The sequence below is a fragment of the Pseudomonas sp. HD57-3 genome (genome assembly GCF_056113135.1).
Genome location: NZ_CM148568.1, coordinates 1,659,604 through 1,680,677 on the forward strand (window position 1 = coordinate 1,659,604; position 21,074 = coordinate 1,680,677).

The 21,074-nt window shown below is 60.9% G+C and carries 18 protein-coding genes; 4 read left to right on the forward strand and 14 right to left on the reverse strand.

Annotation, left to right across the window (positions count from 1 at the left end; translation table 11 throughout):
* Positions 1-40: 40 nt before the first annotated feature.
* Positions 41-640, reverse strand: a complete 600-nt coding sequence (locus tag AC0R79_RS07455) for a short chain dehydrogenase (protein ID WP_007959150.1) — start codon at positions 638-640, stop codon at positions 41-43.
* Between the two features lie 103 nt (positions 641-743).
* Between AC0R79_RS07455 and AC0R79_RS07460 the strand changes: the two genes are divergently transcribed.
* Positions 744-1,652 carry a LysR family transcriptional regulator gene (locus AC0R79_RS07460; RefSeq protein ID WP_375745773.1) on the forward strand — a complete coding sequence of 303 codons (909 nt, stop codon included), beginning with the start codon at positions 744-746 and terminating at the stop codon, positions 1,650-1,652.
* Here the strand turns inward: AC0R79_RS07460 and AC0R79_RS07465 are convergent.
* The 9 genes from AC0R79_RS07465 to AC0R79_RS07505 all read right to left on the reverse strand — a co-directional run bounded on the left by AC0R79_RS07465 (position 1,601) and on the right by AC0R79_RS07505 (position 9,243).
* Positions 1,601-2,116, reverse strand: coding sequence for a DoxX family protein (locus tag AC0R79_RS07465; protein WP_474733916.1), 516 nt, complete (start codon positions 2,114-2,116; stop codon positions 1,601-1,603). The genes AC0R79_RS07460 and AC0R79_RS07465 overlap by 52 nt on opposite strands.
* A complete protein-coding gene (locus AC0R79_RS07470; RefSeq protein ID WP_474733918.1) occupies positions 2,113-2,871 on the reverse strand; it encodes an HvfC/BufC N-terminal domain-containing protein in 759 nt (252 codons plus the stop codon). The genes AC0R79_RS07465 and AC0R79_RS07470 overlap by 4 nt, the downstream gene beginning before the upstream one ends.
* Positions 2,868-3,755 carry an MNIO family bufferin maturase gene (gene bufB / locus AC0R79_RS07475; protein ID WP_474733919.1) on the reverse strand — a complete coding sequence of 296 codons (888 nt, stop codon included), beginning with the start codon at positions 3,753-3,755 and terminating at the stop codon, positions 2,868-2,870. Before bufB ends, AC0R79_RS07470 begins: the two co-directional genes overlap by 4 nt.
* A 25-nt stretch (positions 3,756-3,780) precedes the next feature.
* Positions 3,781-4,086 (reverse strand): BufA1 family periplasmic bufferin-type metallophore, encoded by a 306-nt coding sequence (locus AC0R79_RS07480; RefSeq protein ID WP_007959157.1) that lies wholly within the window; start codon positions 4,084-4,086, stop codon positions 3,781-3,783.
* A 155-nt stretch (positions 4,087-4,241) separates the two neighbouring features.
* Positions 4,242-4,943, reverse strand: a complete 702-nt coding sequence (locus tag AC0R79_RS07485; RefSeq protein WP_003222380.1) for an ABC transporter ATP-binding protein — start codon at positions 4,941-4,943, stop codon at positions 4,242-4,244.
* Positions 4,944-5,711, reverse strand: coding sequence for a high-affinity branched-chain amino acid ABC transporter ATP-binding protein LivG (gene livG, locus AC0R79_RS07490; RefSeq protein WP_007959160.1), 768 nt, complete (start codon positions 5,709-5,711; stop codon positions 4,944-4,946).
* Positions 5,708-6,964 carry a high-affinity branched-chain amino acid ABC transporter permease LivM gene (locus AC0R79_RS07495; RefSeq protein ID WP_085605378.1) on the reverse strand — a complete coding sequence of 419 codons (1,257 nt, stop codon included), beginning with the start codon at positions 6,962-6,964 and terminating at the stop codon, positions 5,708-5,710. Before AC0R79_RS07495 ends, livG begins: the two co-directional genes overlap by 4 nt.
* A complete protein-coding gene (gene livH / locus AC0R79_RS07500) occupies positions 6,961-7,884 on the reverse strand; it encodes a high-affinity branched-chain amino acid ABC transporter permease LivH (protein ID WP_007959165.1) in 924 nt (307 codons plus the stop codon). The genes AC0R79_RS07495 and livH overlap by 4 nt, the downstream gene beginning before the upstream one ends.
* Positions 7,885-8,115: 231 nt before the next feature.
* On the reverse strand, positions 8,116-9,243 hold the full coding sequence (locus AC0R79_RS07505) for a branched-chain amino acid ABC transporter substrate-binding protein (RefSeq protein ID WP_474733921.1): 1,128 nt from the start codon (positions 9,241-9,243) through the stop codon (positions 8,116-8,118).
* 352 nt (positions 9,244-9,595) lie between these two features.
* Between AC0R79_RS07505 and AC0R79_RS07510 the strand changes: the two genes are divergently transcribed.
* A complete protein-coding gene (locus tag AC0R79_RS07510) occupies positions 9,596-9,901 on the forward strand; it encodes a DUF2288 domain-containing protein (RefSeq protein ID WP_007959169.1) in 306 nt (101 codons plus the stop codon).
* Between the two features lie 250 nt (positions 9,902-10,151).
* Here AC0R79_RS07510 and AC0R79_RS07515 read toward each other — a convergent pair whose 3' ends face one another.
* Positions 10,152-12,353 (reverse strand): hypothetical protein, encoded by a 2,202-nt coding sequence (locus AC0R79_RS07515; protein WP_127797138.1) that lies wholly within the window; start codon positions 12,351-12,353, stop codon positions 10,152-10,154.
* 197 nt (positions 12,354-12,550) lie between these two features.
* On the opposite strand from AC0R79_RS07515, the gene AC0R79_RS07520 reads away from it, so the two are divergent.
* On the forward strand, positions 12,551-13,447 hold the full coding sequence (locus AC0R79_RS07520) for an NAD(P)-dependent oxidoreductase (protein WP_474733923.1): 897 nt from the start codon (positions 12,551-12,553) through the stop codon (positions 13,445-13,447).
* Here AC0R79_RS07520 and AC0R79_RS07525 read toward each other — a convergent pair.
* Complete coding sequence (locus AC0R79_RS07525; protein WP_474733925.1) at positions 13,338-15,620, reverse strand: putative bifunctional diguanylate cyclase/phosphodiesterase; 2,283 nt, start codon at positions 15,618-15,620, stop codon at positions 13,338-13,340. The genes AC0R79_RS07520 and AC0R79_RS07525 overlap by 110 nt on opposite strands.
* A gap of 163 nt (positions 15,621-15,783) precedes the next feature.
* Positions 15,784-16,137, reverse strand: coding sequence for a YkgJ family cysteine cluster protein (locus AC0R79_RS07530; RefSeq protein WP_007959180.1), 354 nt, complete (start codon positions 16,135-16,137; stop codon positions 15,784-15,786).
* Positions 16,138-16,440: 303 nt separating this feature from the next.
* Here AC0R79_RS07530 and AC0R79_RS07535 point away from each other — a divergent pair, with 303 nt between their 5' ends.
* Positions 16,441-17,790 (forward strand): spinster family MFS transporter, encoded by a 1,350-nt coding sequence (locus tag AC0R79_RS07535; RefSeq protein ID WP_127797141.1) that lies wholly within the window; start codon positions 16,441-16,443, stop codon positions 17,788-17,790.
* 197 nt (positions 17,791-17,987) lie between these two features.
* Here AC0R79_RS07535 and rapA read toward each other — a convergent pair whose 3' ends face one another.
* Positions 17,988-20,834 carry an RNA polymerase-associated protein RapA gene (gene rapA / locus AC0R79_RS07540; protein WP_102686611.1) on the reverse strand — a complete coding sequence of 949 codons (2,847 nt, stop codon included), beginning with the start codon at positions 20,832-20,834 and terminating at the stop codon, positions 17,988-17,990.
* Positions 20,835-21,074 lie beyond the last annotated feature (240 nt).

Below are 21,074 nucleotides of genomic sequence, written 5' to 3' on the forward strand. Positions count from 1 at the left end.
TGCCGCCACGTTACGCAGGCTGACCGTTCATCACAAGGGTTTAGCCCACGTGAAATGTCTGACCTGTCTGCAAGCCTTCGACACTTTTGGCGTAGGCCAATGCCACATCCGCCGCAGGAACCGGCTTGTAGCCACGGAAGTACGGGGCATAGCTGCCCATGGCTTCGACCAGCACGGTCGGGCTGATCGAGTTCACGCGCAGACCGCGTGGCAGCTCGATGGCGGCGGCGCGGACGAAGCTGTCCAGCGCGCCGTTGACCAGTGCAGCCGAGGCGCCGCTGCGGATCGGATCGTGGCTGAGCACGCCGGTGGTGAAGGTGAACGACGCGCCGTCGTTGGCGAATTCACGGCCGATCAGCAGCAGATTGACCTGGCCCATCAACTTGTCTTTCAGCCCGAGGGCGAAGCTGTCTTCGGTCATTTCACCCAGTGGGGCGAAGGTCACGTTGCCGGCGGCGCAGACCAGCGCGTCGAACTTGCCGGTCTGTTCGAACAGCTTGCGGATCGATGCGCTGTCGCTGATATCCACCTGGAAATCGCCGCTGCTGCGACCGATACGAATGACTTCATGACGCTGCGACAGCTCTTTGTCCACGGCCGAACCGATGGTGCCGCCCGCGCCGATCAACAGAATTTTCATCGTGATTGCCTCAAGTGATTGAACGAGGTTTCAGTCTAGAGTGGTTTTTTCTGCGGATAAGCGCACTAATGGGCAACTTTTGGTTTTCAAATGGAAACAATCCATGAGCGAGATGGATGATCTGGCGGCGTTCGCAGTGTTGATCGAAGCCGGAAGTTTTACCTTGGCGGCGCAGCAACTGGGGTGCAGCAAGGGGCAATTGTCCAAGCGCATCAGTCAGCTTGAGGCGCGGTTTTCGGTGGTGTTGCTTCAGCGCACCACACGTCGGCTGAGCCTGACGGCGGCCGGTGCGGCGTTGTTGCCGCAGGCTCAGGCGCTTGTAGTCCAGGTGGAGCGAGCCCGTCAGGCCTTGGCGCGATTGAAGGACGACATGGCAGGTCCCGTGCGTATGACGGTTCCGGTGTCGCTGGGGGAAACTTTCTTCGACGGCCTGCTGCTGGACTTTTCACAGAAATATCCCGAGGTGCAGATCGAACTGGAGCTGAATAACAGCTACCGCGACCTGTCCCGCGACGGCTTCGATCTGGCGATCCGCACTGAAGTGGCCAATGACGAGCGACTGGTGGCCAAGCCGCTGCTGGCCTGGCAGGAAATGACCTGTGCCAGCCCTGACTATCTGGAGCGCTTTGGCGAACCGCTGACGCCGCAAGCATTGGCCGAACACCGTTGCCTGCTCAACAGTCATTACAGCGGTCGCGAGGAATGGCTCTATCACCAGCAGCACGAACTGCTGCGGGTGCGGGTGTCGGGACCGTTCGCCAGCAATCATTACAACCTGTTGAAGAAAGCCGCATTGGCCGGCGCGGGGATCGCTCGCCTGCCGTCCTACCTGTTGCAGGCGGAATTGGCTGACGGTCGATTGCGCTGGCTCCTTCGCGATTTTCAGACCCGGCGCATGCCGATGTACCTGGTGCATCCGTATCAGGGCGGTCTACCGAAACGCACCCAGGTGCTGGCGGATTATCTGATCGGCTGGTTCAAGCTCAGCGGCGAGGCGCTGGACCGGTTGTAGTGCCGGGCGATCAGGTGATCGATCGACAGTTTGCCCGGCCCGGTCGCCATCAGGTACAGCAGCACCGCCATCCAGGAACCGTGGGTCGGGTAGGCATCCGGGTACACGAATAGCTGAATGGTCAGGGTCATGCCCAGCAATGCCAGCGCCGAAAAACGCGTGGCGAAGCCAATCAGGATCAGGATCGGGAAGAAGTGCTCGGCAAACGCCGCCAGATGCGCAGCGATTTCCGGCGACAGCAGCGGCACGTGGTACTCGCTCTTGAACAACGGAATCGTCGAGTCCGCCAGATGCGGCCAGCCGAACTCGAAGGTGCCATCGATCAGGTCGACGGCCAGCCCTTCGACCTTGGTCTGCCCGGATTTCCAGAACACGGCTGCGATGGAAAAACGCGCGATGAAGGCGATCAGGCTGTGAGGGATTTTTTCCAGCAGCGCGATGGCGCGGGCGATCAGACTGTTCATGACGACACCTTTGGGTGCAAATGAGTGATGACTTGGCGACTGATGAGCAGGGCGAGGGTCTGGCTGAGGTCGAAGGCCTCGGCGGATTCCAGCGCCTGCGTGAGTGACTGGCCTGCCTTGAGCTGGCGAATGAACTGGCTGGCGCCGCGATCCACGGTGAACACCTCGACTTCCAGTCCATTGCGCAGGATCAGCGCGTGTTGGGCGTGATGCAGATCGATCCCGGCCAGCGTCGCGGCGTGCTGATGCGCGGCCCAGATGTCCACTACGGCGAAGTTTGAATCGAGCAGATGCAGCGAAGGGTGCAGGCCGATGCGCAGTTCGTTGAGCGCATCGGCATCTGCAAATACGGCAGCGATCCGCTCCTGACTCAGAGGCAATGCATCGGCAGCGTGGTAGGCCTGCGTGCGCAAGCGTTCCAACTTTGCGACGTCGGCCAAGTAGGGAACGCTCGCGGCTGGTTCGAACTCACTGATGAAGTCCGCCAGCCCGCTGCCGTAGTCGCTCATCAACGGAGTGTGTGGCGGATGGCGATGCACGAAAACTCCGGCCATGGCTCGGAAGAATTCGTCACCCACCAACTGCATCACCACGGGATAACCGTCGGCCAATGCGTTGATCAACGAGCTCTGAACATTGTTGCGGTACACCGCGAAACGGCTGGCCGGATCGGCGCCGTTGGCACTGCACAAACCGTCGGGGCAGGGCAGGTCGATATCGAGCAACGCCGCGCTGAACGCAGCTTGAGTGCTCACGGCCGACCTCCCGCGCAGAGCAACAGCTCATCGGCCTGCTGCGCTTCCGCCAACAGCACGTCGAAGGCCGGCACCTGATTGTCCCGTTCGATCAACGTCGCCACCGGGCCGACGCGTTCCAGCACCTGCCGGTACAACGACCAGACCGCTTGATCGATTGGCGCGCCGTGATCGTCTATCAGCAAGCGATCACCGAGACTGTCGGCATCTTCGGCAAACCCGGCCAGATGAATCTCGCCCACCGCGTGCAGCGGCAATGCGTAGAGATAAGTCAGGGGATCGCGTTGATGATTGATGCACGAGACGTAGACATTGTTCACGTCCAGCAACAGACCGCAGCCAGTGCGCCGGATGACTTCGCGGATAAAGTCCGCTTCGTCCATGGTCGAGCGCTGGAACGCCAGATAGGTCGCCGGGTTTTCCAGCAGCATCGGACGCTTGAGGGTGTTCTGTACCTGATCGATGTGGTCGCAGACGCGGTTCAGCGTCGGCGTGTCGTAAGCCAGGGGCAGCAGGTCATTAAGGAACATCGGGCCATGGCTCGACCAGGCCAGGTGTTCGGAAAAGGAGTGGGGTTGATAGCGCTCGATCAGCGCCGCCAGGCGTTTGAGGTGCTGAACATCCAGCGCGCCTTCGGCACCGATGGACAGCCCGACGCCATGCAGCGACAGCGGATACGCCTCGCGAATCAATCCCAGAAAATGATGAAACGGGCCGCCGGCCACCATGTAGTTTTCGGCGTGGACTTCGAAGAAACCGATGTCCGGACGTGAATCGAGCACTTCACTGAAGTGCTCGCTCTTGAGACCCAGTCCGGCACGGGACGGGAGCCCGGTGAGGGCTGCCCGAGTGCGGCGCGAGGCATGGTCGCAGGATGTGATCATGATCGACACTCGGGCGGCTCCCGGATCAGGACTTGGCTTTGAACGCTTCGAGCTGACCGAAACCGGTCGGCGAGGTTTTGCTTTCGGTGGTGGCGCAGGTGCCTTTCGGAACCAGTTTCCAGGCGTTGGCCTGATGATCCATTTTCGCGGTGCCGGCACAGGTGGTGCCCGCGCCTGCGGCGCAATCGTTCTTGCCTTTCATGGCCACGCCGAAGCATTTTTCCATGTTGTCGTCAGCGGCGTGGGCGGTGGAGACGGCAGCGATGCTCAGAGCAGAACCGAGGGCCAGAACCAGGGCGGTGGCGGACAGGGTGCGGGTGGTAGCAGTCATGATGTTTCTCCGGTTTGAACTTGGGTTTGAACAAGCGATTGCGCTTGCTTGCCCCACTAGAGAAACGACTCGGCGATGCGTTACAGCGATCGGTAAAAGTTTTTTGCCGGGCACAAAAAACGGCCCGAAGGCCGTTTTCTGTTTGAAGCGATCGATCAACCGCCGAGGTACGCCTCGCGCACTTTCGGGTCGGTCAGCAGCGCTTCGCCGGTGCCTTGCATCACCACCCGGCCGTTCTCAAGAACGTACGCACGGTCAGCGATTTTCAGCGCCTGGTTGGCGTTCTGTTCGACCAGGAACACCGTCACACCGTCCTTGCGCAGCTGTTCAATGATGTCGAAGATCTGCTGGATGATGATCGGTGCCAGGCCCAGCGACGGCTCGTCGAGCAACAGCAGTTTCGGCTTGCTCATCAGCGCACGGCCGATGGCGAGCATTTGCTGTTCGCCGCCGGACATGGTGCCGCCGCGCTGGTTGAAGCGTTCTTTCAGGCGTGGGAAAAGTCCGAGAACCTTGTCCATCTGTTCCTGATAGTCGCCCTTGTCGGTGAAGAATCCGCCCATGGACAGGTTTTCTTCGACGGTTAGACGGGCAAACACCCGACGACCTTCCGGCACCACGGCGATGCTCTTGCGCATGATCTGCGACGAGTCCTGACCGACCAGTTCCTCACCCATGTAGCGGATGCTGCCGCTGTGAGCCTGCGGCGATCCGCAGAGCGTCATCAGCAGCGTGGACTTGCCGGCACCGTTGGCGCCGATCAGGGTCACGATCTCGCCCTGGCGGACTTCGACGTTGACGCTGTGCAGGGCCTGGATCTTGCCGTAGAAGGTGGAAACGTTTTCGAACTGCAGCATTTACGCTTCCCCCAGGTAGGCTTTGATCACTTCAGGATTGTCGCGGATCTGTTCCGGCGTGCCGTCGGCCAGAGGCGTGCCCTGGTTGATCACGACGATGTGGTCGGAAATGCTCATGACCAGTTTCATGTCGTGTTCGATCAGCAGCACGGTCACGTTGTGCTCTTCACGCAGCACGCTGATCAGCGCCTTGAGGTCTTCGGTTTCCTTCGGGTTCAGGCCGGCGGCCGGTTCGTCGAGCATGAGGATCCGCGGACGGGTCATCATGCAGCGGGCGATTTCCAGGCGACGTTGCTGACCGTAGGCCAGGGTGCCGGCGGGGCGGTTGGCGAACTCTTTCAGGTTGACCTTTTCCAGCCAGTATTCGGCGAACTCCATGGCCTCGCGCTCGCTCTTGCGAAACGCCGGGGTCTTGAACAGGCCGGACAGGAAGTTGGTGTTCAGGTGACGGTGCTGGGCGATCAACAGGTTCTCGACCGCCGTCATGTCCTTGAACAACCGCACGTTCTGGAAGGTGCGCACCACGCCTTTGAGGGCGATCTTGTGGCCCGGCAGACCGTGAATCGGCTCGCCGTCCAGCAGGATGCTGCCGCCCGATGGCTGGTAGAAACCGGTCAGGCAGTTGAACACGGTGGTCTTGCCGGCGCCGTTCGGCCCGATCAGTGCCACCACCTGTTTTTCCTTCACGGTCAGGGCCACGCCGTTGACCGCCAGCAGGCCGCCGAAGCGCATGCTCAGATTTTCGACTTTCAGGATCTCGCGGCTCATTTGCGCAGCTCCATGTGAGGACGTTGCATGGGCAGCAGACCTTGAGGTCGCCAGATCATCATCAGCACCATCAGGGCGCCGAACATCAACATGCGGTACTCACTGAACTCACGCATCATTTCCGGGAGCAGGATCATCACCACGGCCGCGAGAATCACGCCCAGCTGCGAGCCCATGCCACCCAGCACCACGATGGCGAGGATGATCGCCGACTCGATGAAGGTGAACGACTCCGGCGTCACCAGACCCTGACGGGCGGCGAAGAAGCTGCCGGCGAAACCGGCAAATGCCGCGCCGAGGGTGAATGCGGACAGCTTGATCACGGTCGGGTTGAGACCCAGCGCACGGCAGGCGATTTCGTCTTCACGCAGCGCTTCCCACGCACGGCCGATCGGCATGCGCAGCAGGCGGTTGATCACGAACAGCGCCGCCAGTGCCAGCAACAGAGCAACCAGGTAGAGGAAGATCACCTTGTTGATCGAGTTGTACTGCAGGCCGAAATACTCGTGGAAGGTTTGCATCCCTTCTGCGGCTTTACGTTCGAAGGTCAGGCCGAAGAACGTCGGTTTCTCGATGTTGCTGATGCCGTTCGGGCCGCCGGTGATGTCAGTCAGGTTACGCAGGAACAGGCGGATGATTTCCCCGAAGCCCAGGGTCACGATCGCCAGGTAGTCGCCGCGCAGACGCAACACCGGGAAGCCGAGCAGGAAGCCGAACGTCGCCGCCATCAGGCCGGCAATCGGCAGGCAGATCCAGAAGCTCAGGCCGTAGTAGTGCGACAGCAGCGCGTAGCTGTAGGCGCCGACGGCGTAAAAGCCGACGTAACCCAGGTCGAGCAGACCGGCCAGACCGACCACGATGTTCAGACCGAGGCCGAGCATTACGTAGATCAGGATCAGCGTCGCGATGTCCACCGCGCCACGGGAGCCGAAGAACGGCCACACCAGCGCACCGATGATCAGCGCGATGATGAAGTAGCGTTGGGTGGTCGGCAGGGTCAGGAAGTTGCTGGCCTTGGCCGGAATCAGCGGCATGCCCGGCGACGAGCGCCACGCCTTGCTGATCTGCTGGTTGAACAGCACCCGCAGGAACATCAGCACCGAGCAGATGGCGATGGTCGCCAGAATGGCCGGGCTGGTGTTGTGCACTTCCAGGTTGATGCCGACGATGGTCAGTTTCAGACCCAGTACCGGATAGGCCACGGCCCAGACCAGCAAGGCACTGAACAGCGCCTGTTTAAGATTCCTAGTCATACTTTCTCAACCTCCGGACGGCCCAGAATGCCGGTCGGACGGAACAACAGCACCAGAACCAACAAGCCGAAAGCCACGACGTCCTTGTACTGGTCGCCGAAGATATCGGCGCCAAAGGCTTCCGCCACCCCGAGCACCAGCCCGCCGAGCATGGCGCCGGGGATGCTGCCGATCCCGCCCAGTACCGCAGCGGTGAAGGCCTTGAGGCCGACAAGGAAACCGGCGTTCGGGTTGATCACGCCGTATTGCATGCTCAGCAGCACGGCCGCGACGGCCGCCAGCGCAGCACCGATGACGAAGGTCAGGGCGATGATGTTGTTGGTGTTGATGCCCAGCAGGTTGGCCATCTTGATGTCTTCGGCGCAGGCGCGGCAGGCGCGGCCCAGGCGAGAGCGGGAGATGAACAGCGTGAGGCCGAGCATGGCGATCAGGGTCACCACGAACACCACGATTTGCATGTAGGAAATCAGCACTTCATGTGCGCCACCTGGGCCGAAGGCGAAGTTGCCCGGAATCAGGTTGGGGATTGCTTTGTCCTTGGAGTCTTGCGCCAGCAGAACCGTGTTCTGCAGGAAGATCGACATACCGATCGCGGAAATCAGCGGGATCAGACGGTTGCTGCCGCGCAACGGGCGGTAGGCAATGCGTTCGATGCTGTATCCGTAGGAACTGGTGACGACGATGCTGGCGATGAACGCCACGGTCATCAACAGCGGGACGCTTTCGAGTCCCATCATGGTCAGCCCGGCGATGGCGATGAACGCCACGTAGGAACCGATCATGTACACCTCGCCGTGGGCGAAGTTGATCATTCCAATGATGCCGTAGACCATCGTGTAGCCGATGGCGATCAGGGCATACATGCTGCCAACGTTCAAGCCGTTAACCAGCTGTTGGAAGAAGTGATAGATGTCAGGCATTACAGCGCTCCTAAAAACCTGATACGCATTTCACTGGTGGAGTCATTTTCCCGCCCGGTCCCGTGGATCTTTATCCACTTCGAATCCGGGTTTTGCCAGCGAACCGCTGATGACGGTTTTGAGATTTTCAGGTGGGGAGACTGGCGGATCACGCCAGCGCGGCCCAATACATTCGTAAAACAAAGCCCACGGCACGCCGTGGGCTTTATTGGCAGTCAGTCAGGCAGGGCCTTACTGAGGCGACACTTCGGTTTTAGGTTTGCCGTTGTGCCACTCGTAAACCACGAATTTGAAGTCCTTCAGGTCGCCCTTGGCGTCGTAGCTCAGGTCGCCCGTCGGGGTCTTGAAGGTGCCGGCGTGGATGGCTTCAGCCACCTTGGCAGGGTCTTCGGACTTGGCTGCGGTGATACCTTGGGCAATCAGTTCAACCGCCGAGTAGGCCGGGAACACGAACGGACCGCTCGGGTCTTCTTTCTTGGCCTTGAATGCATCGGCCAGGGCCACGTTGGCCGGATCCTGGTCGAAGGATTTCGGCAGGGTCACCAGCAGGCCTTCGGACGCGTCCTTGGCGATCTGGGTGATCGAGTCGTTACCCACGCCTTCCGGACCCATGAACTTGGCTTTCAGGCCTTTTTCCTGGGCTTGACGCAGGATCAGACCCAGCTCCGGGTGGTAGCCGCCGTAGTAGACGAAGTCGACGTTGGCTTGCTTGAGCTTGGTGAGGATCCCGGAAAAGTCCTTCTCGCCGGCGTTGATGCCTTCGAACACAGCGACTTTCACACCATCTTTTTCGAGGGTGGATTTAACCGCGGAGGCGATGCCTTCCCCGTACTGCTGCTTGTCATGCAGTACGCCGACGACTTTTGGTTTGACGAACTTGGCAATGTAGTTACCGGCGGCAGGGCCCTGGGCGCTGTCCAGACCGATAGTACGGAAGATCATTTTGTAACCACGGTTGGTGATGTCCGGGCTGGTGGCAGCCGGGGTGATCATGATCACGCCTTCGTCTTCGTAGATGTCCGAAGCAGGCTGGGTGGAGCTGGAGCACAGGTGACCGACCACGAACTTGACGCCGTCGTTGACGACCTTGTTCGCAACCGCTACCGCTTGTTTTGGATCGCACGCGTCATCGTATTCAACGGCTTCAAGCTTCTTGCCGTCGACGCCGCCTTTGGCGTTGATCTGTTCGATGGCCATTTTCGCGCCACTGAACTGCATGTCGCCGTACTGGGCTACTGGACCGGTTTTAGGGCCGGCGATACCGATCTTGATGGTGTCAGCTGCGAACGAATGGCTGGCAACCCCGGCCAGAACCATAGCGGCAAACAGTTTGGAAATCTGCTTAGTAGCCTTAGTCATAGTGCTCCACTCTTACTGTTGTATTTTTTTAGAGTCCTGACGCCGTAGCAGCAGAACCGGGACAGATATCTAGGCGATACCCTCCGGAAAAGCCCCCGGCAACTGTACCGGTACAGTGTAGAGCGCCGGTTGTTGGCCTGGGAAGCTGGCGCCAGGGGGCAAAACCTGAGGGTGTCGCTTAAATGAAAGAAAAAGACAGAATTGCGGCGGGACGTTCAGAGGGCTTATACCCCAATCATCAGCATTCCTTGGCGTTCCTGCTCTTTTCGTTCGGTACGGCCTTTTGCAACCGGGTTTTTCTGCCGGACCACCGACGTTATCATTCGCGCCGATTTCTTTTCCGGACAGTCCCATGAATCAAGAACCTAGCACCCTCTATGCCAAGCTGCTTGGTGAAACCGCATCTATTACCTGGAAAGAGCTGGAGCGCTTCTACGCCCAGGGTGCCCTATTGTGGGTCGACGCCAGCCTGGATTTGATCGCGGTCGCCGAGGCCGTGGCGTCGGATCAAGGCGAGAAAGTCGCTGCCTGGCTGGCCGAAGACAAGGTCGCCAAGCTGTCTGAAACGCGGGCGCTGGATATTTTCGAGCGCGATCCCGAGATGTGGGCGGTGGTGGTCCGGCCGTGGATCCTAGTCCAGGAAAGGGCAGCGGCGTGACGGGTTGCACCTTGTTGGTGCGAGTGCCGGCCGGCGAAAAGTGTGTAGCGGAGTAGCGTGATGGCCGATTGCCGTAGAGAAATGCCACAAGCGTGGGTGGCATAACGGTGACGTAAACGTAACGGGCACAGTTTAGTAAGCAGCCTAACGGCTGCTTAATTGTTTCGGGATGTTGGAAAGGCTGAAATCTTCAGTGAATTTCAGAACCTCATCGCTGGCAAGCCAGCGATGAGGGCGACTCGGGTCTGGATCAGACCGAGTAAGACTTGCCAGTGTGGTTATTCAGCGAGATGACCTTGGTCTTGCCGATCCGGTGACGGTAGATCTCGCGCAGGTACTTGATCGACTTCTTCACGCAATCGCGCGACAGGCGAATGTCGTTGATCGAGACAAACTTCTCTTTGTCGTTGATCAGCTCGCGGTATTTCTTCTCGTACATCGGCTTGATCGCGTACCAGTTGGTATCGAGGATCTTCGCCGGGTTCTCGAATTCGTTGAGCAGGTCGTCGATACGGTCTTCGTCGAATTCTTCGTTGATGATGAAGTCGAGGATCGAGTTGTCCAGGGTCTCGTCGAAACGGTAAGGGGTCTTGGCGAAGCAACGCTTGATGAACGCCACGATCAGCGTCAGGAAGTCGTCCGACAGGCACGGGCTTTTCGCGATCAGGGTGGTCAGCGACAGGTTGGCCGAGGCGCCGATCACCAGCGCGTAGCGCTTGAGCGTGGTGTTGGGGAACAGGCTGTTGAGGTGGGTCTTCAACCGGTTCAGATCCATGTACGACAGCTTGTAGTCTTTTGGCAGCGAAACGATCGAGACCACCGACGAGCAGTTCTTGAAGAAGTGCAGGTCGTGCAACGCGGCTGCGTCGTAGCCGGAGTTCTTGTATTGCTCCAGCGACGCGCGATAGCGCTTGGACTCGATCGGCAGCAGGCTGATGCCTTCGATGGCCTGGGTCACCTTGTTGAAGTGCGGCAGGTCGATCGAGCGGAAGAACAGGTCGTCGATGTTCAGGCGCTGCGGCTCTTTGTCGAACACCTTGAACTTGTCGCTGCTCGGCGGCGGGGTTTCCGGCACCACGGATTCGGCGTAGGCAATCGCCACCGGGCCGGCCAGACTCATGAACAGGTCGTTGGCGTCCAGGCGAATGGTCTCGCCGATGTCGATGCCGGCACGACGGAAATAGTTCTGGTCGTAGTCGGTCGTGACCGCCTGGGCCGTCAGAATGTTGAAGATCTGCTGCGAGATGTATTGGTTGGCGTGTTTCTCCATCGCATTGACATCAATGTTCTGGATGTTGCCGTCATCGCTCTCTTCGGCGTAACGCATGATGTCGTTGGAGATCAACATCATCGCGTTCCATGGGCGGATACGGCCCATGACGCTGGCTTCGCTGCTGTCTTCGTTGGCGAAGTTGTACGAGAAATCCCATTCTTCCGACAGGTATTTGCACAGCAGGCGACCGGCGTTGATGTGCAGCGCCTCGGACATTTCGCTGCGGTGGTCGGAAATGTTCGGCAGCACGCAGATGCCACTGGTGAAGATCGGTTCGAACACGAACGAATGACCGCTCTTGCCGTCATGCTCGTCCATCGGCTTGGTGTCGAACGTCTTGTTCATGTACGAGTGCTGCTGGGCCAGGCCGAATTCCGAGGCCATGCCCGAACCGGTACCACCGCCGGCACTGAAGATCGAGAAATACAGGCGCGACTGGTTGGCCTTGATGCCGCAGCTGTCGATCAGGTACGAGTGGATCATTTTCCAGTCGGGGCTGGAGAAGCGCTGGGTGTCCTTGTTGAGGATGATCTTCGCCAGGTACTGGCCGAGGATCGGCGCGTTACCGGCGCCACCGGCGTGGACTTCGGACAAGTCCATGATCTTCATCTTGCTGTAGTCGCGCAGGAAACCGCTTTTTTCGCCCTTGCGCGAGAAACGGATGCGTCCGGCGATGTCCTTGTCGAGGTCGCCGAGCATCACCAGCGGTTCCACCAGGAACACCGGTTTGGTCGACTTGTTCGGGCCGATCCGCAGGTTCTGCTTGATCCACTGGGCCGGGCTGTAGCCTTTGTCGGAGGCCAGGCGACGGTCAGCCGCGCGATCTTCGCTGTTGAATTCGTTGAGGTAGAACTTGCGCGCGTTGTACACCAGCTCCGCCACGTCGAGGGCGATGTTGGAGCCGCAGCGACCGAGGCCGATCAGGCACACCGACGGGAATTCCTGATCGTTGTGCTGTTCGTTGTCGCCTTCCAGGTGCGGCGGGCGCGGGAACACCAGATCACGCAGGCCATCGAGGTTGTCGAGGATGCGGTCAGTGTTGGTTTCGGTGAAGTACAGGTATTGCTGGGTGCCCAGCGGGCGCGAGGGAGGCAATGGCTTCATCGGGGCAGGGCTGTTCGCCGCAGGGCTCAGAGTCAGATCGGATACCGCAGTGGCCGGATTGTTTTTAGAAGTCATTGTGCGCCATATACCTGGACTGGTTGGATCAACGACCGCTGTCGTCGAGCCTCACGGAATGGGAATCTCGCGTCTTTTTTCTGCGCGTGTTTTGCCCGTGCATCAGGGTTATGGCCTGAGTGTCGCGCGGGGGAATCCTTTCCTGATTGATGATGGATCGGCCATTATTCGGCGATCTTTAATCAAAAGGAGGCTAAATGATGTCAACGCGACCTTCGTTGGGATTTGCCGGAATCGGCCTGATGGGCCTGCCGATGTGCCGCCGTCTGCTGGCCGCCGGTTATTCGCTGACCGTGTGGAACCGCAACCCGGCCAAATGCGCGCCGTTGGTTGAGGCCGGCGCCCGGCAGGTGGCGACCCCCGCTGAACTCTGTGAACAGGCTGACGTGGTGATGCTGTGCCTGGCCGACACGGCGGTGGTGCGCGAGGTGGTGTTCGGCCCGGCGGGCGTGGCCGAAGGGGCGAAACCCGGTCAGTTGCTGGTGGATTTTTCCAGCCTCGAACCGACGGCCACCCGTGAAATGGCGGCCGAGCTGGCCGGCAAGAAAGGCATGGCCTGGCTCGATTCGCCGGTGTCCGGTGGGGTGGTCGGGGCCGAAGCCGGTAGTCTGGCGATCATGGTCGGCGGTGATGCAGCGGATCTTGATCGCGTACGCCCGGTGTTGCTCGCCCTCGGCCAGCGCGTCACGCACATGGGTGGCGTCGGCGCCGGTCAGGTGACCAAGGCCTGCAATCAGATGATCGTCGCCTGCAACGCCTTGGTGATCGCCGAAGTGGTGGCGCTGGCCGAGCAGGCCGGGGTCGATGCCAGCTTGATCGCCGAAGCGCTGGCCGGTGGTTTTGCCGATTCGAAACCGTTGCAGATCCTCGCCCCGCAAATGGCCGAAAGCCGTTTCGAGCCGGTGAAGTGGCACGTGCGCACGCTGTTGAAAGATCTGGATACCGCCGTGAAGTTTTCCCGGGAAACCGGCTCGGCCACGCCGATCAGCGGATTGGCCGCACAACTGATGCGCCTGCATGGGGCACAAGGCTTTTTGCAGAAGGATCCAGCGACACTGGTGCAAATGTACCGCGCGCCAGACTCAGCGGATTGAGCGTGTGCGCGTGTTTGCGCTGGTTGATTTCCTCCAGCACCGGGCGCAGTTCCGCCAGTGGCACCGGGCGGCTGAGCAGGTAACCCTGAATGAAGTCGCAGCCCGAGCGCTCAAGAAACTCGTATTGCTCCAGGCTTTCGACGCCTTCGGTGACCACCTGCAAATGCAGGGTGTGCGCCATGACGATGATCGCCTGGACGATCTCCATGTCGGCGGTGGCCTTGGGAATGTCGAGGATGAACGAGCGGTCGACTTTCAGGGTGTTGAGCGGCAGGCGTTTGAGATAGGCCAGCGACGAATAGCCGGTGCCGAAGTCGTCGATCGACAGTGACACGCCGAGGGCGCGGATTTGTCGCAACAACACCAGGGTGTTGGCGATGTTGCCCATCAAGGCGTTTTCGGTGACTTCCAGTTCCAGCCGCTCCGGGGCGACCCCGGCGCTGCGTAGGGCATGCTCGATTTCATTGGCCAGTTCTTCCCGGGCCAGATTCAGCGGGGAGCAGTTCCAGGCAATCTTCAGATCATCGCAGCCATGTCGCGACAGTTCGCCGAGGTCTTCACAGGCCTTGCGCAGGACCCAGTTGTCGAGTTCGGCGATCAGCCCGTTGTTTTCGGCGATGGCGATGAATCGGTCCGGAGTGAGCAGGCCGTGCACCGGGTGCTGCCAGCGGATCAGCGCTTCGAGCTTGGTGACCTTGCCGGTCTTGAGTTCGAAGATCGGCTGGTAATACAGCAGCAGACCATTCTCCTGACGCAGGGCGTGGCGCAGTTCTTCCTCCAGTTGCAGTTCGAGGCTGGCGCGGTTCTTCAGGTTGGAATCGAAGAAATGCACGCCGTTGCGCCCGGCGCCCTTGGACTGGTACAGCGCCAGATCCGCATGCTTGAGCAGTTCATCGCAGGTGGAGCCGTCCTCGGGAAACAGGCTGATTCCGATGCTGGTGGTCATCACCATGCGCCGTCCGGCCAGTTCGATCGGCTCTTTCATCTTGAGCATGATGCGCTGGGCCAGGTTGCGCGCTTCCTCGCGGTCGCGCAGGCCGATGAGGATGCAGAATTCGTCGCCGCCGAACCGCGCGACCACGTCTTCATGGCTGCGCACCGAGCCCTTGATGTGCTGGGCAATGACCTTGAGCAGTTCGTCGCCGGCGTCATGGCCGAGGCTGTCGTTGATGCGTTTGAAGTGGTCGATGTCGAGAAACATCACCGCCAGCATCCCGCCTTCGCTGGATTTCTGGCTGAGTTTTTCGGCGAAGATCTGATTGAAACCGCGCCGGTTGATCAGGTTGGTCAGGGCGTCGTAGTTGGCCACGTGCTGCAGCGACATGCGCGCCTGATCGAGCTGGCTGAGCAGGGCGTTGACCCGGCGCAGATCGTGCTCCTTGTTTTGCAGCTTCTTGTCGGCCAATGCGGCGCTGATTGCGCTGCCAAGAATCAGCAGCGTGATCAGCGCGACGGTGAGGCCCAACTGCAAGTGACCGGTTTGCGACGCCAATGTCGGCAATTGTCCCTCGGGCAGCACCAGTTGCAGCGCTGCCATGCCGGTGAAATGCATGCTGAGGATGCCGGCGCCGAGAATCACCGCGGCCAGGTATTTGAGCATCTGGATGTGCAGGCCGCTGCCTTCGCGCAAGTAACCGGCCACCCACAGCGCGGCGAAGCTGGCGCCGATGGCGATCACGATCGATGACACGAACAGGGTGGGTTCGTAGTAAGCCGTGGCGGCGGATTCGATGGCGGCCATGCCGACGTAGTGCATGCCGGCGATGCCGAGGCCGATGACGATGGCGGTCTTGAGGTATTGCAGCAGACTCGGTTGCGGATGGCTGAGGGTGTGCATGGCCAGCCAGGACGCCAGTAACGCGATCACCAGGGAAAACAGGGTCACGGGCAGGTCGTACTGAATGTCGATCGGCGCCTGAAACGCCAGCATGCTGATGAAGTGCATGGCCCAGATACCGCCGGCCAGGCAGGTTGCGCCGATCCAGCGCCACAGTCGCTGCGAACCGGGTTCTTCAGCGTGGACGACCCGTTCGGCCATGTCGAGGGTGGCAAAACTCGCGGCGCAGGCGACCAGGTAAGCCACCAGCACCAGCAGGGGATTGTGTGTGCAATTGAGGATGACCTGCCCGCTCTCCGGCTGCTCGGCAACAAATTGCAAACCAAGCCACTCCATAGCATGCCCCGTCTCTGAGTACGTCCTTACTGCGTCATCAACGCAGGCGAATGTTTGCAGTATAGAGGCGGTTTTTGGCGTGCAAGCGGTAGTGGCACATTGGCGCTAATGATTTTGGCATGAGCCTCATAGCGTTTGGCGCTAAGCGTTGAAACGCCTGAACTCAGGCGACTTCGTTCCAGTGCGGTTGCAGCGGCGGCAGGCCGAAACGTGCCCGCGCCTTGTCGCAGTCGGTGTTCTGTTCGCCGTTTTCCCACGACGCCTCGAACTCGCGGCAGGGGCTGGAACGCTTGTCGTAGATCGTGCAGGCCACCGACTTTCCGACTTCGCCCTCCAGCGCGGTGCAGCGCGGCGCCTTGCGGTCGGTGCCGATCATCGCGACCCGGCTGGGCGTGATCTGGGTGACCAGTTCATCGGGCACGGTCCCGCCGGAGGATGCGCATTCACCCCAGAAAAAAGAAACACGAAAATGGGAACAGCAGGCACCGCAATTCAGACACGGACTGACTTCGGACATGGGCGGGGGTATCAAAGGGATTGATCGGCAGGATCCGGACGGATCCGGCGGCCATTCTAGGCTTTGCCACGGCGTTGGGAAGGGGGGCGAGAAAGTATTTTTTCATTGCCGGATTTTTCCGCAAAACCCCCGGTTTTAGGGGGATTCGAAGCATTTCAAGGGCTTACGTTTCGTTACACGGCCATGGCCCGTCATCAGGCTGACGAATGATCACAGACAGCCCCGACGAGCGTGACTAGATTGCAGGTTCCGGGCTCGGATGCGTTGGCAGTGAAGCCCTAATAACAATAAAGAGACGGACCCATGCAGAACTCGACCCAAGCGGCGAATGCCTGGCGCATTCTGTTCCTGCTGTTCCTCGCCAACCTGTTCAACTTCTTCGACCGCACCATCCCGGCGATCATCATCGAACCGATCCGCATGGAATGGCACCTCAGCGACTTTCAGCTGGGGATCGTCGGCACGGCGTTCACGCTGGTCTACGCGATTGCCGGGTTACCACTGGGCCGCATGGCCGACACCGGTTCGCGCAGCAAACTGATGGGCTGGGGCCTGGCGACCTGGAGCGCGCTCACTGCCGTGAACGGTCTGGTCGGCAGTTTCTGGAGTTTCCTGCTGGTGCGCATGGGCATCGGCATTGGTGAAGCCAGTTACGCGCCCGCCGCCAATTCGCTGATCGGCGACCTGTTCCCCGCTCACCGTCGGGCCCGGGCCATGGGCATTTTCATGCTCGGCCTGCCGCTGGGGCTGCTGCTGGCCTTCTTCACCATCGGCTGGATGGTCAAGGCGTTCGACAGCTGGCGCGCGCCGTTCTTCATCGCCGCCGTGCCGGGGCTGGTGCTGGCGGTGTTCATGTTCTTCATCAAGGAACCCAAGCGCGGCGCGGCGGAAACCGTGCAGGTGTCTCAGGAGAAAGTCGACAGGCCGATTCGCCGCGTCCTCGCCGTGCCGACCTTCCTGTGGCTGGTGATGGCCGGGCTGTGCTTCAACTTCGCGACCTACGCCTGCAACTCGTTCCTGGTGCCGATGCTCCAGCGTTATTTCCTGATGCCGTTGCAGGAAGCGGCGGTGGCGACCGGGGTGATCGTCGGTGTGACCGGTTTGATCGGCCTGACTCTCGGCGGCTGGATCGCCGACAAGATTCACCAGCGAGTGGCCAACGGGCGACTGCTGTTTGCCGCGTTCAGCCTGATCATCTCGACCCTGTGCACGGCGTGGGCGCTGCATGCCGGGCGCATCGAGATCGGGGTGTTTGTCGCGGTGTTCAGCGTAGGCTGGCTGTTCGCCTATAACTTCTACACCTGCGTTTATACGGCGATTCAGGACGTGGTCGAACCGCGTCTGCGGGCCACGGCGATGGCGCTGTTCTTTGCCGGGTTGTATTTGCTCGGCGGCGGTCTGGGGCCGGTGGTGGTCGGCGGTTTGTCGGATCACTTCGCCAAGTCGGCGATGGTCGCGGCGGGCGCCGAGCAGATGACCGAAGCGTTCAAGGCCGTCGGCCTGCATGATGCGATGTACCTGATTCCGGTGGCGCTGTTCCTGACCATGGTGTTCCTGTTCCTCGCCTCGCGCTGTTTTGTGCGGGATGCGAAGCGGATGAAGGAGGGGCTGGTGGCGGTGGTTGAGCCAGAGGTTGCAGCGGTCACGGCCTGATTTGATCGTTCCCACGTCGAGGCGTCGAACCGTCTGCGTGGGAGTGCCTCAAGGGACGCTCCGCGTTCCAGCTCCGGAAAGGGACGCGGAGCGTCCCGGGCTGCATTCCCACGCGGAGCGTGGGAACGATCTACGGTGTACAAAAAAGGCCCGCATCGCTGCGGGCCTTTTCATTTTTGGCGATGGAGCAGGGCGGTTTAGCCCGCCACCAGCACCCTGATCGCTTCCAGTCGCAGCGCGGCCTTGTCGAGCATCGCCAGACCTTGTTCGCGCTGCTTGCGCAGGGCGTCCAGTTCGCTGTCGCGTACGGTCGGGTTGACCGCCTGCAACGCGGTCAGGCGTGCCAGCTCTTCGTCGGTATCGGCTGCCAGACGGCGGCGGGCCTCGGCGACGCGCTCGGCGTGGCGCGGGGTGACCTTGTCTTCACCGGCGTTGATCCGTGGCGTCAGCTGATCGCGCTGGGCCTGGATGAACTTGTTGGCGCTGGCGCGCGGCACGCTTTCCAGTTGATCGTTGAGGGTTTCGAACGCCACGCGCGACGACAGGTCGTTGCCGTTGGCATCAAGCAGGCAGCGCAGGGCGGCCGGCGGCAGGTAACGACCCAGTTGCAGCGAACGCGGGGCAACCACTTCGCTGACGTAGAGCAGTTCCAGCAAAACAGTGCCTGGCTTGAGCGCCTTGTTCTTGATCAGCGCGACGGCGGTGTTGCCCATCGAACCGGACAGCACCAGATCCATGCCGCCCTGCACCATCGGGTGTTCCCAGGTGATGAACTGCATGTCTTCGCGCGACAGCGCCTGGTTGCGGTCGTAGGTGATGGTCACGCCTTCGTCATCGCCCAGCGGGAAGCTGGCGTCGAGCATCTTCTCGCTCGGCTTGAGGATCAGGGCGTTTTCCGAATGGTCTTCGCTGTCGATGCCGAACGCGTCGAACAGGGTTTCCATGTAGATCGGCAGGGCGAACTGATCGTCCTGTTCGAGGATGTCCTCGACCAGCGCTTCACCTTCGCCGGCGCCGCCGGAGTTGAGTTCCAGCAGACGGTCGCGACCGGTGTGCAGCTCGGCTTCCAGACGCTCGCGCTCGGTGCGCGCCTCGTCGATCAGCGCTTGCCACTCGCCGTCGTCGGCTTCTTCAAGCAGCGGCAGCAGGCGCGGGCCGAACTGATGCTGCAAGGCGTTGCCGGTCGGGCAGGTGTTGAGGAACGCGTTCAGGGCTTCGTGGTACCACTGGAACAGGCGCTCTTGCGGGCTGGTTTCCAGGTACGGCACGTGCAGTTCGATGATGTGCTTCTGGCCGATCCGGTCGAGACGACCGATCCGTTGTTCCAGCAGGTCCGGGTGCGACGGCAGATCGAACAGCACCAGGTGGTGGGCGAACTGGAAGTTGCGACCTTCACTGCCGATTTCCGAGCAGATCAGCACCTGTGCACCGAACTCTTCGTCGGCGAAGTAGGCGGCGGCGCGGTCACGCTCGAGGATGTTCATGCCTTCGTGGAACACCGTGGCCGGGATGCCGGAGCGCACGCGCAGGGCGTCTTCCAGGTCCATCGCGGTTTCGGCGTGGGCGCAGATCACCAGCACTTTGGTGCGCTTGAGCATTTTCAACTGGTCGATCAGCCACTCGACGCGCGGGTCGAATTTCCACCAGCGTTCTTCTTCGCTGGCGTCCGGCTGGGCCTGGAAGCTGACTTCCGGGTACAGCTCGGCGTGTTCGCCCAGGGGCAGTTCGAGGTATTCGTCCGGGCACGGCAGCGGGTACGGGTGCAGTTTGCGCTCCGGGAAACCCTGCACGGCGGCGCGGGTGTTACGGAACAGCACGCGGCCGGTGCCGTGGCGATCGAGCAGTTCACGCACGAGGCGGGCGCTGGCTTCGGTGTCGCCATCGTTGACGGCGGTCAGCAGGGCTTCACCTTCGTTGCCGAGGAAACCGTGGATGGTCTTGTGCGCGGCCGGCGACAGGCGACCCTTGTCCAGCAGCTCCTGAACGGCTTCGGCCACCGGGCGATAGTTTTCGCTCTCGGCGCGGAAGGCGGCCAGGTCATGGAAACGGTTCGGGTCGAGCAGGCGCAGACGGGCGAAGTGGCTGTCCTGACCGAGTTGTTCCGGGGTGGCGGTGAGCAGCAGCACGCCGGGAATGACTTCGGCCAGCTGTTCAACCAGTGAGTATTCCGGGCTGACTTTCTCTTCGTGCCACACCAGGTGGTGGGCTTCGTCGACCACCATCAGGTCCCAGCCGGCAGCGAACAGTGCGTCCTGCGCCTTTTCGTCGTCGACCAGCCACTCCAGCGCCACCAGGGCCAGCTGGGTGTCTTCGAACGGGTTGGTGGCATCGCTTTCGATGAAGCGTTCTTCGTCGAACAGCGCGACCTGCAGGTTGAAGCGGCGGCGCATTTCCACCAGCCACTGGTGCTGGAGGTTTTCCGGTACGAGGATCAGCACGCGGTTGGCGCGGCCCGACAGCAGCTGGCGATGGATCACCAGGCCGGCTTCGATGGTCTTGCCCAGACCCACTTCGTCCGCCAGCAATACGCGCGGCGCGATACGGTCGGCGACTTCACGGGCAATGTGCAACTGGTGGGCGATCGGTTGTGCGCGCACGCCGCCCAGGCCCCAGAGCGCGGACTGCAACTGGCGGCTGGTGTGTTCCAGGGTGTGATAACGCAGGGAGAACCAGGCCAGCGGGTCGATCTGGCCGGCGAACAGACGGTCGCTGGCCAGACGGAACTGAATGAAGTTCGACAGCTGGGTTTCCGGCAGGGTGACCGCTTCGTTCTGGGCGTTGAGGCCGTGATAGACCATCAGGCCGTCGACGTCGTCGACTTGCTGGACAGTCATCTTCCAGCCTTCGAAGTGCGTGATCGAATCGCCGGGCGAGAACCGCACGCGGGTGAGGGGCGCATTCCGTAGCGCGTACTGGCGAGTCTCGCCAGTGGCCGGGTAAAGCACGGTCAACAAGCGGCCGTCCTGTGCCAGAACGGTGCCTAAACCAAGCTCTGCTTCGCTGTCACTGATCCAGCGTTGCCCCGGTTGATACTGCTGCGCCATGCTGCCTGACTCCCACCTTGAAAAAGCGGGCTATCTTAACGGAATGAGGGCCCGAGGCCAAAGGATAAGGAGCCTCGGCCCGGCTTTTAACCGCAATCGGCCAATTGCAGGGAAGATTAGGTCATGCATCGGTTTTACGGGATGTTGCGGCACCCTTGAGTGCCAAACCGGTCACAAGTTTGCGACCGATGGCTCAAGGCACCCCTGGCGCCGCCGATAACCTGCTGACAGGAGACCCTT

What these genes read in the sequence shown, in the direction of transcription:
- AC0R79_RS07455 (WP_007959150.1), bottom strand. Translation starts at nt 640, where the DNA reads ATGAAAATTCTGTTGATCGGCGCGGGCGGCACCATCGGTTCGGCCGTG.
- AC0R79_RS07460 (WP_375745773.1), top strand. Translation starts at nt 744, where the DNA reads ATGAGCGAGATGGATGATCTGGCGGCGTTCGCAGTGTTGATCGAAGCC.
- AC0R79_RS07465 (WP_474733916.1), bottom strand. Translation starts at nt 2,116, where the DNA reads ATGAACAGTCTGATCGCCCGCGCCATCGCGCTGCTGGAAAAAATCCCT.
- bufB (WP_474733919.1), bottom strand. Translation starts at nt 3,755, where the DNA reads ATGATCACATCCTGCGACCATGCCTCGCGCCGCACTCGGGCAGCCCTC.
- AC0R79_RS07480 (WP_007959157.1), bottom strand. Translation starts at nt 4,086, where the DNA reads ATGACTGCTACCACCCGCACCCTGTCCGCCACCGCCCTGGTTCTGGCC.
- AC0R79_RS07485 (WP_003222380.1), bottom strand. Translation starts at nt 4,943, where the DNA reads ATGCTGCAGTTCGAAAACGTTTCCACCTTCTACGGCAAGATCCAGGCC.
- livG (WP_007959160.1), bottom strand. Translation starts at nt 5,711, where the DNA reads ATGAGCCGCGAGATCCTGAAAGTCGAAAATCTGAGCATGCGCTTCGGC.
- AC0R79_RS07495 (WP_085605378.1), bottom strand. Translation starts at nt 6,964, where the DNA reads ATGACTAGGAATCTTAAACAGGCGCTGTTCAGTGCCTTGCTGGTCTGG.
- livH (WP_007959165.1), bottom strand. Translation starts at nt 7,884, where the DNA reads ATGCCTGACATCTATCACTTCTTCCAACAGCTGGTTAACGGCTTGAAC.
- AC0R79_RS07505 (WP_474733921.1), bottom strand. Translation starts at nt 9,243, where the DNA reads ATGACTAAGGCTACTAAGCAGATTTCCAAACTGTTTGCCGCTATGGTT.
- AC0R79_RS07510 (WP_007959169.1), top strand. Translation starts at nt 9,596, where the DNA reads ATGAATCAAGAACCTAGCACCCTCTATGCCAAGCTGCTTGGTGAAACC.
- AC0R79_RS07515 (WP_127797138.1), bottom strand. Translation starts at nt 12,353, where the DNA reads ATGACTTCTAAAAACAATCCGGCCACTGCGGTATCCGATCTGACTCTG.
- AC0R79_RS07520 (WP_474733923.1), top strand. Translation starts at nt 12,551, where the DNA reads ATGATGTCAACGCGACCTTCGTTGGGATTTGCCGGAATCGGCCTGATG.
- AC0R79_RS07525 (WP_474733925.1), bottom strand. Translation starts at nt 15,620, where the DNA reads ATGGAGTGGCTTGGTTTGCAATTTGTTGCCGAGCAGCCGGAGAGCGGG.
- AC0R79_RS07530 (WP_007959180.1), bottom strand. Translation starts at nt 16,137, where the DNA reads ATGTCCGAAGTCAGTCCGTGTCTGAATTGCGGTGCCTGCTGTTCCCAT.
- AC0R79_RS07535 (WP_127797141.1), top strand. Translation starts at nt 16,441, where the DNA reads ATGCAGAACTCGACCCAAGCGGCGAATGCCTGGCGCATTCTGTTCCTG.
- rapA (WP_102686611.1), bottom strand. Translation starts at nt 20,834, where the DNA reads ATGGCGCAGCAGTATCAACCGGGGCAACGCTGGATCAGTGACAGCGAA.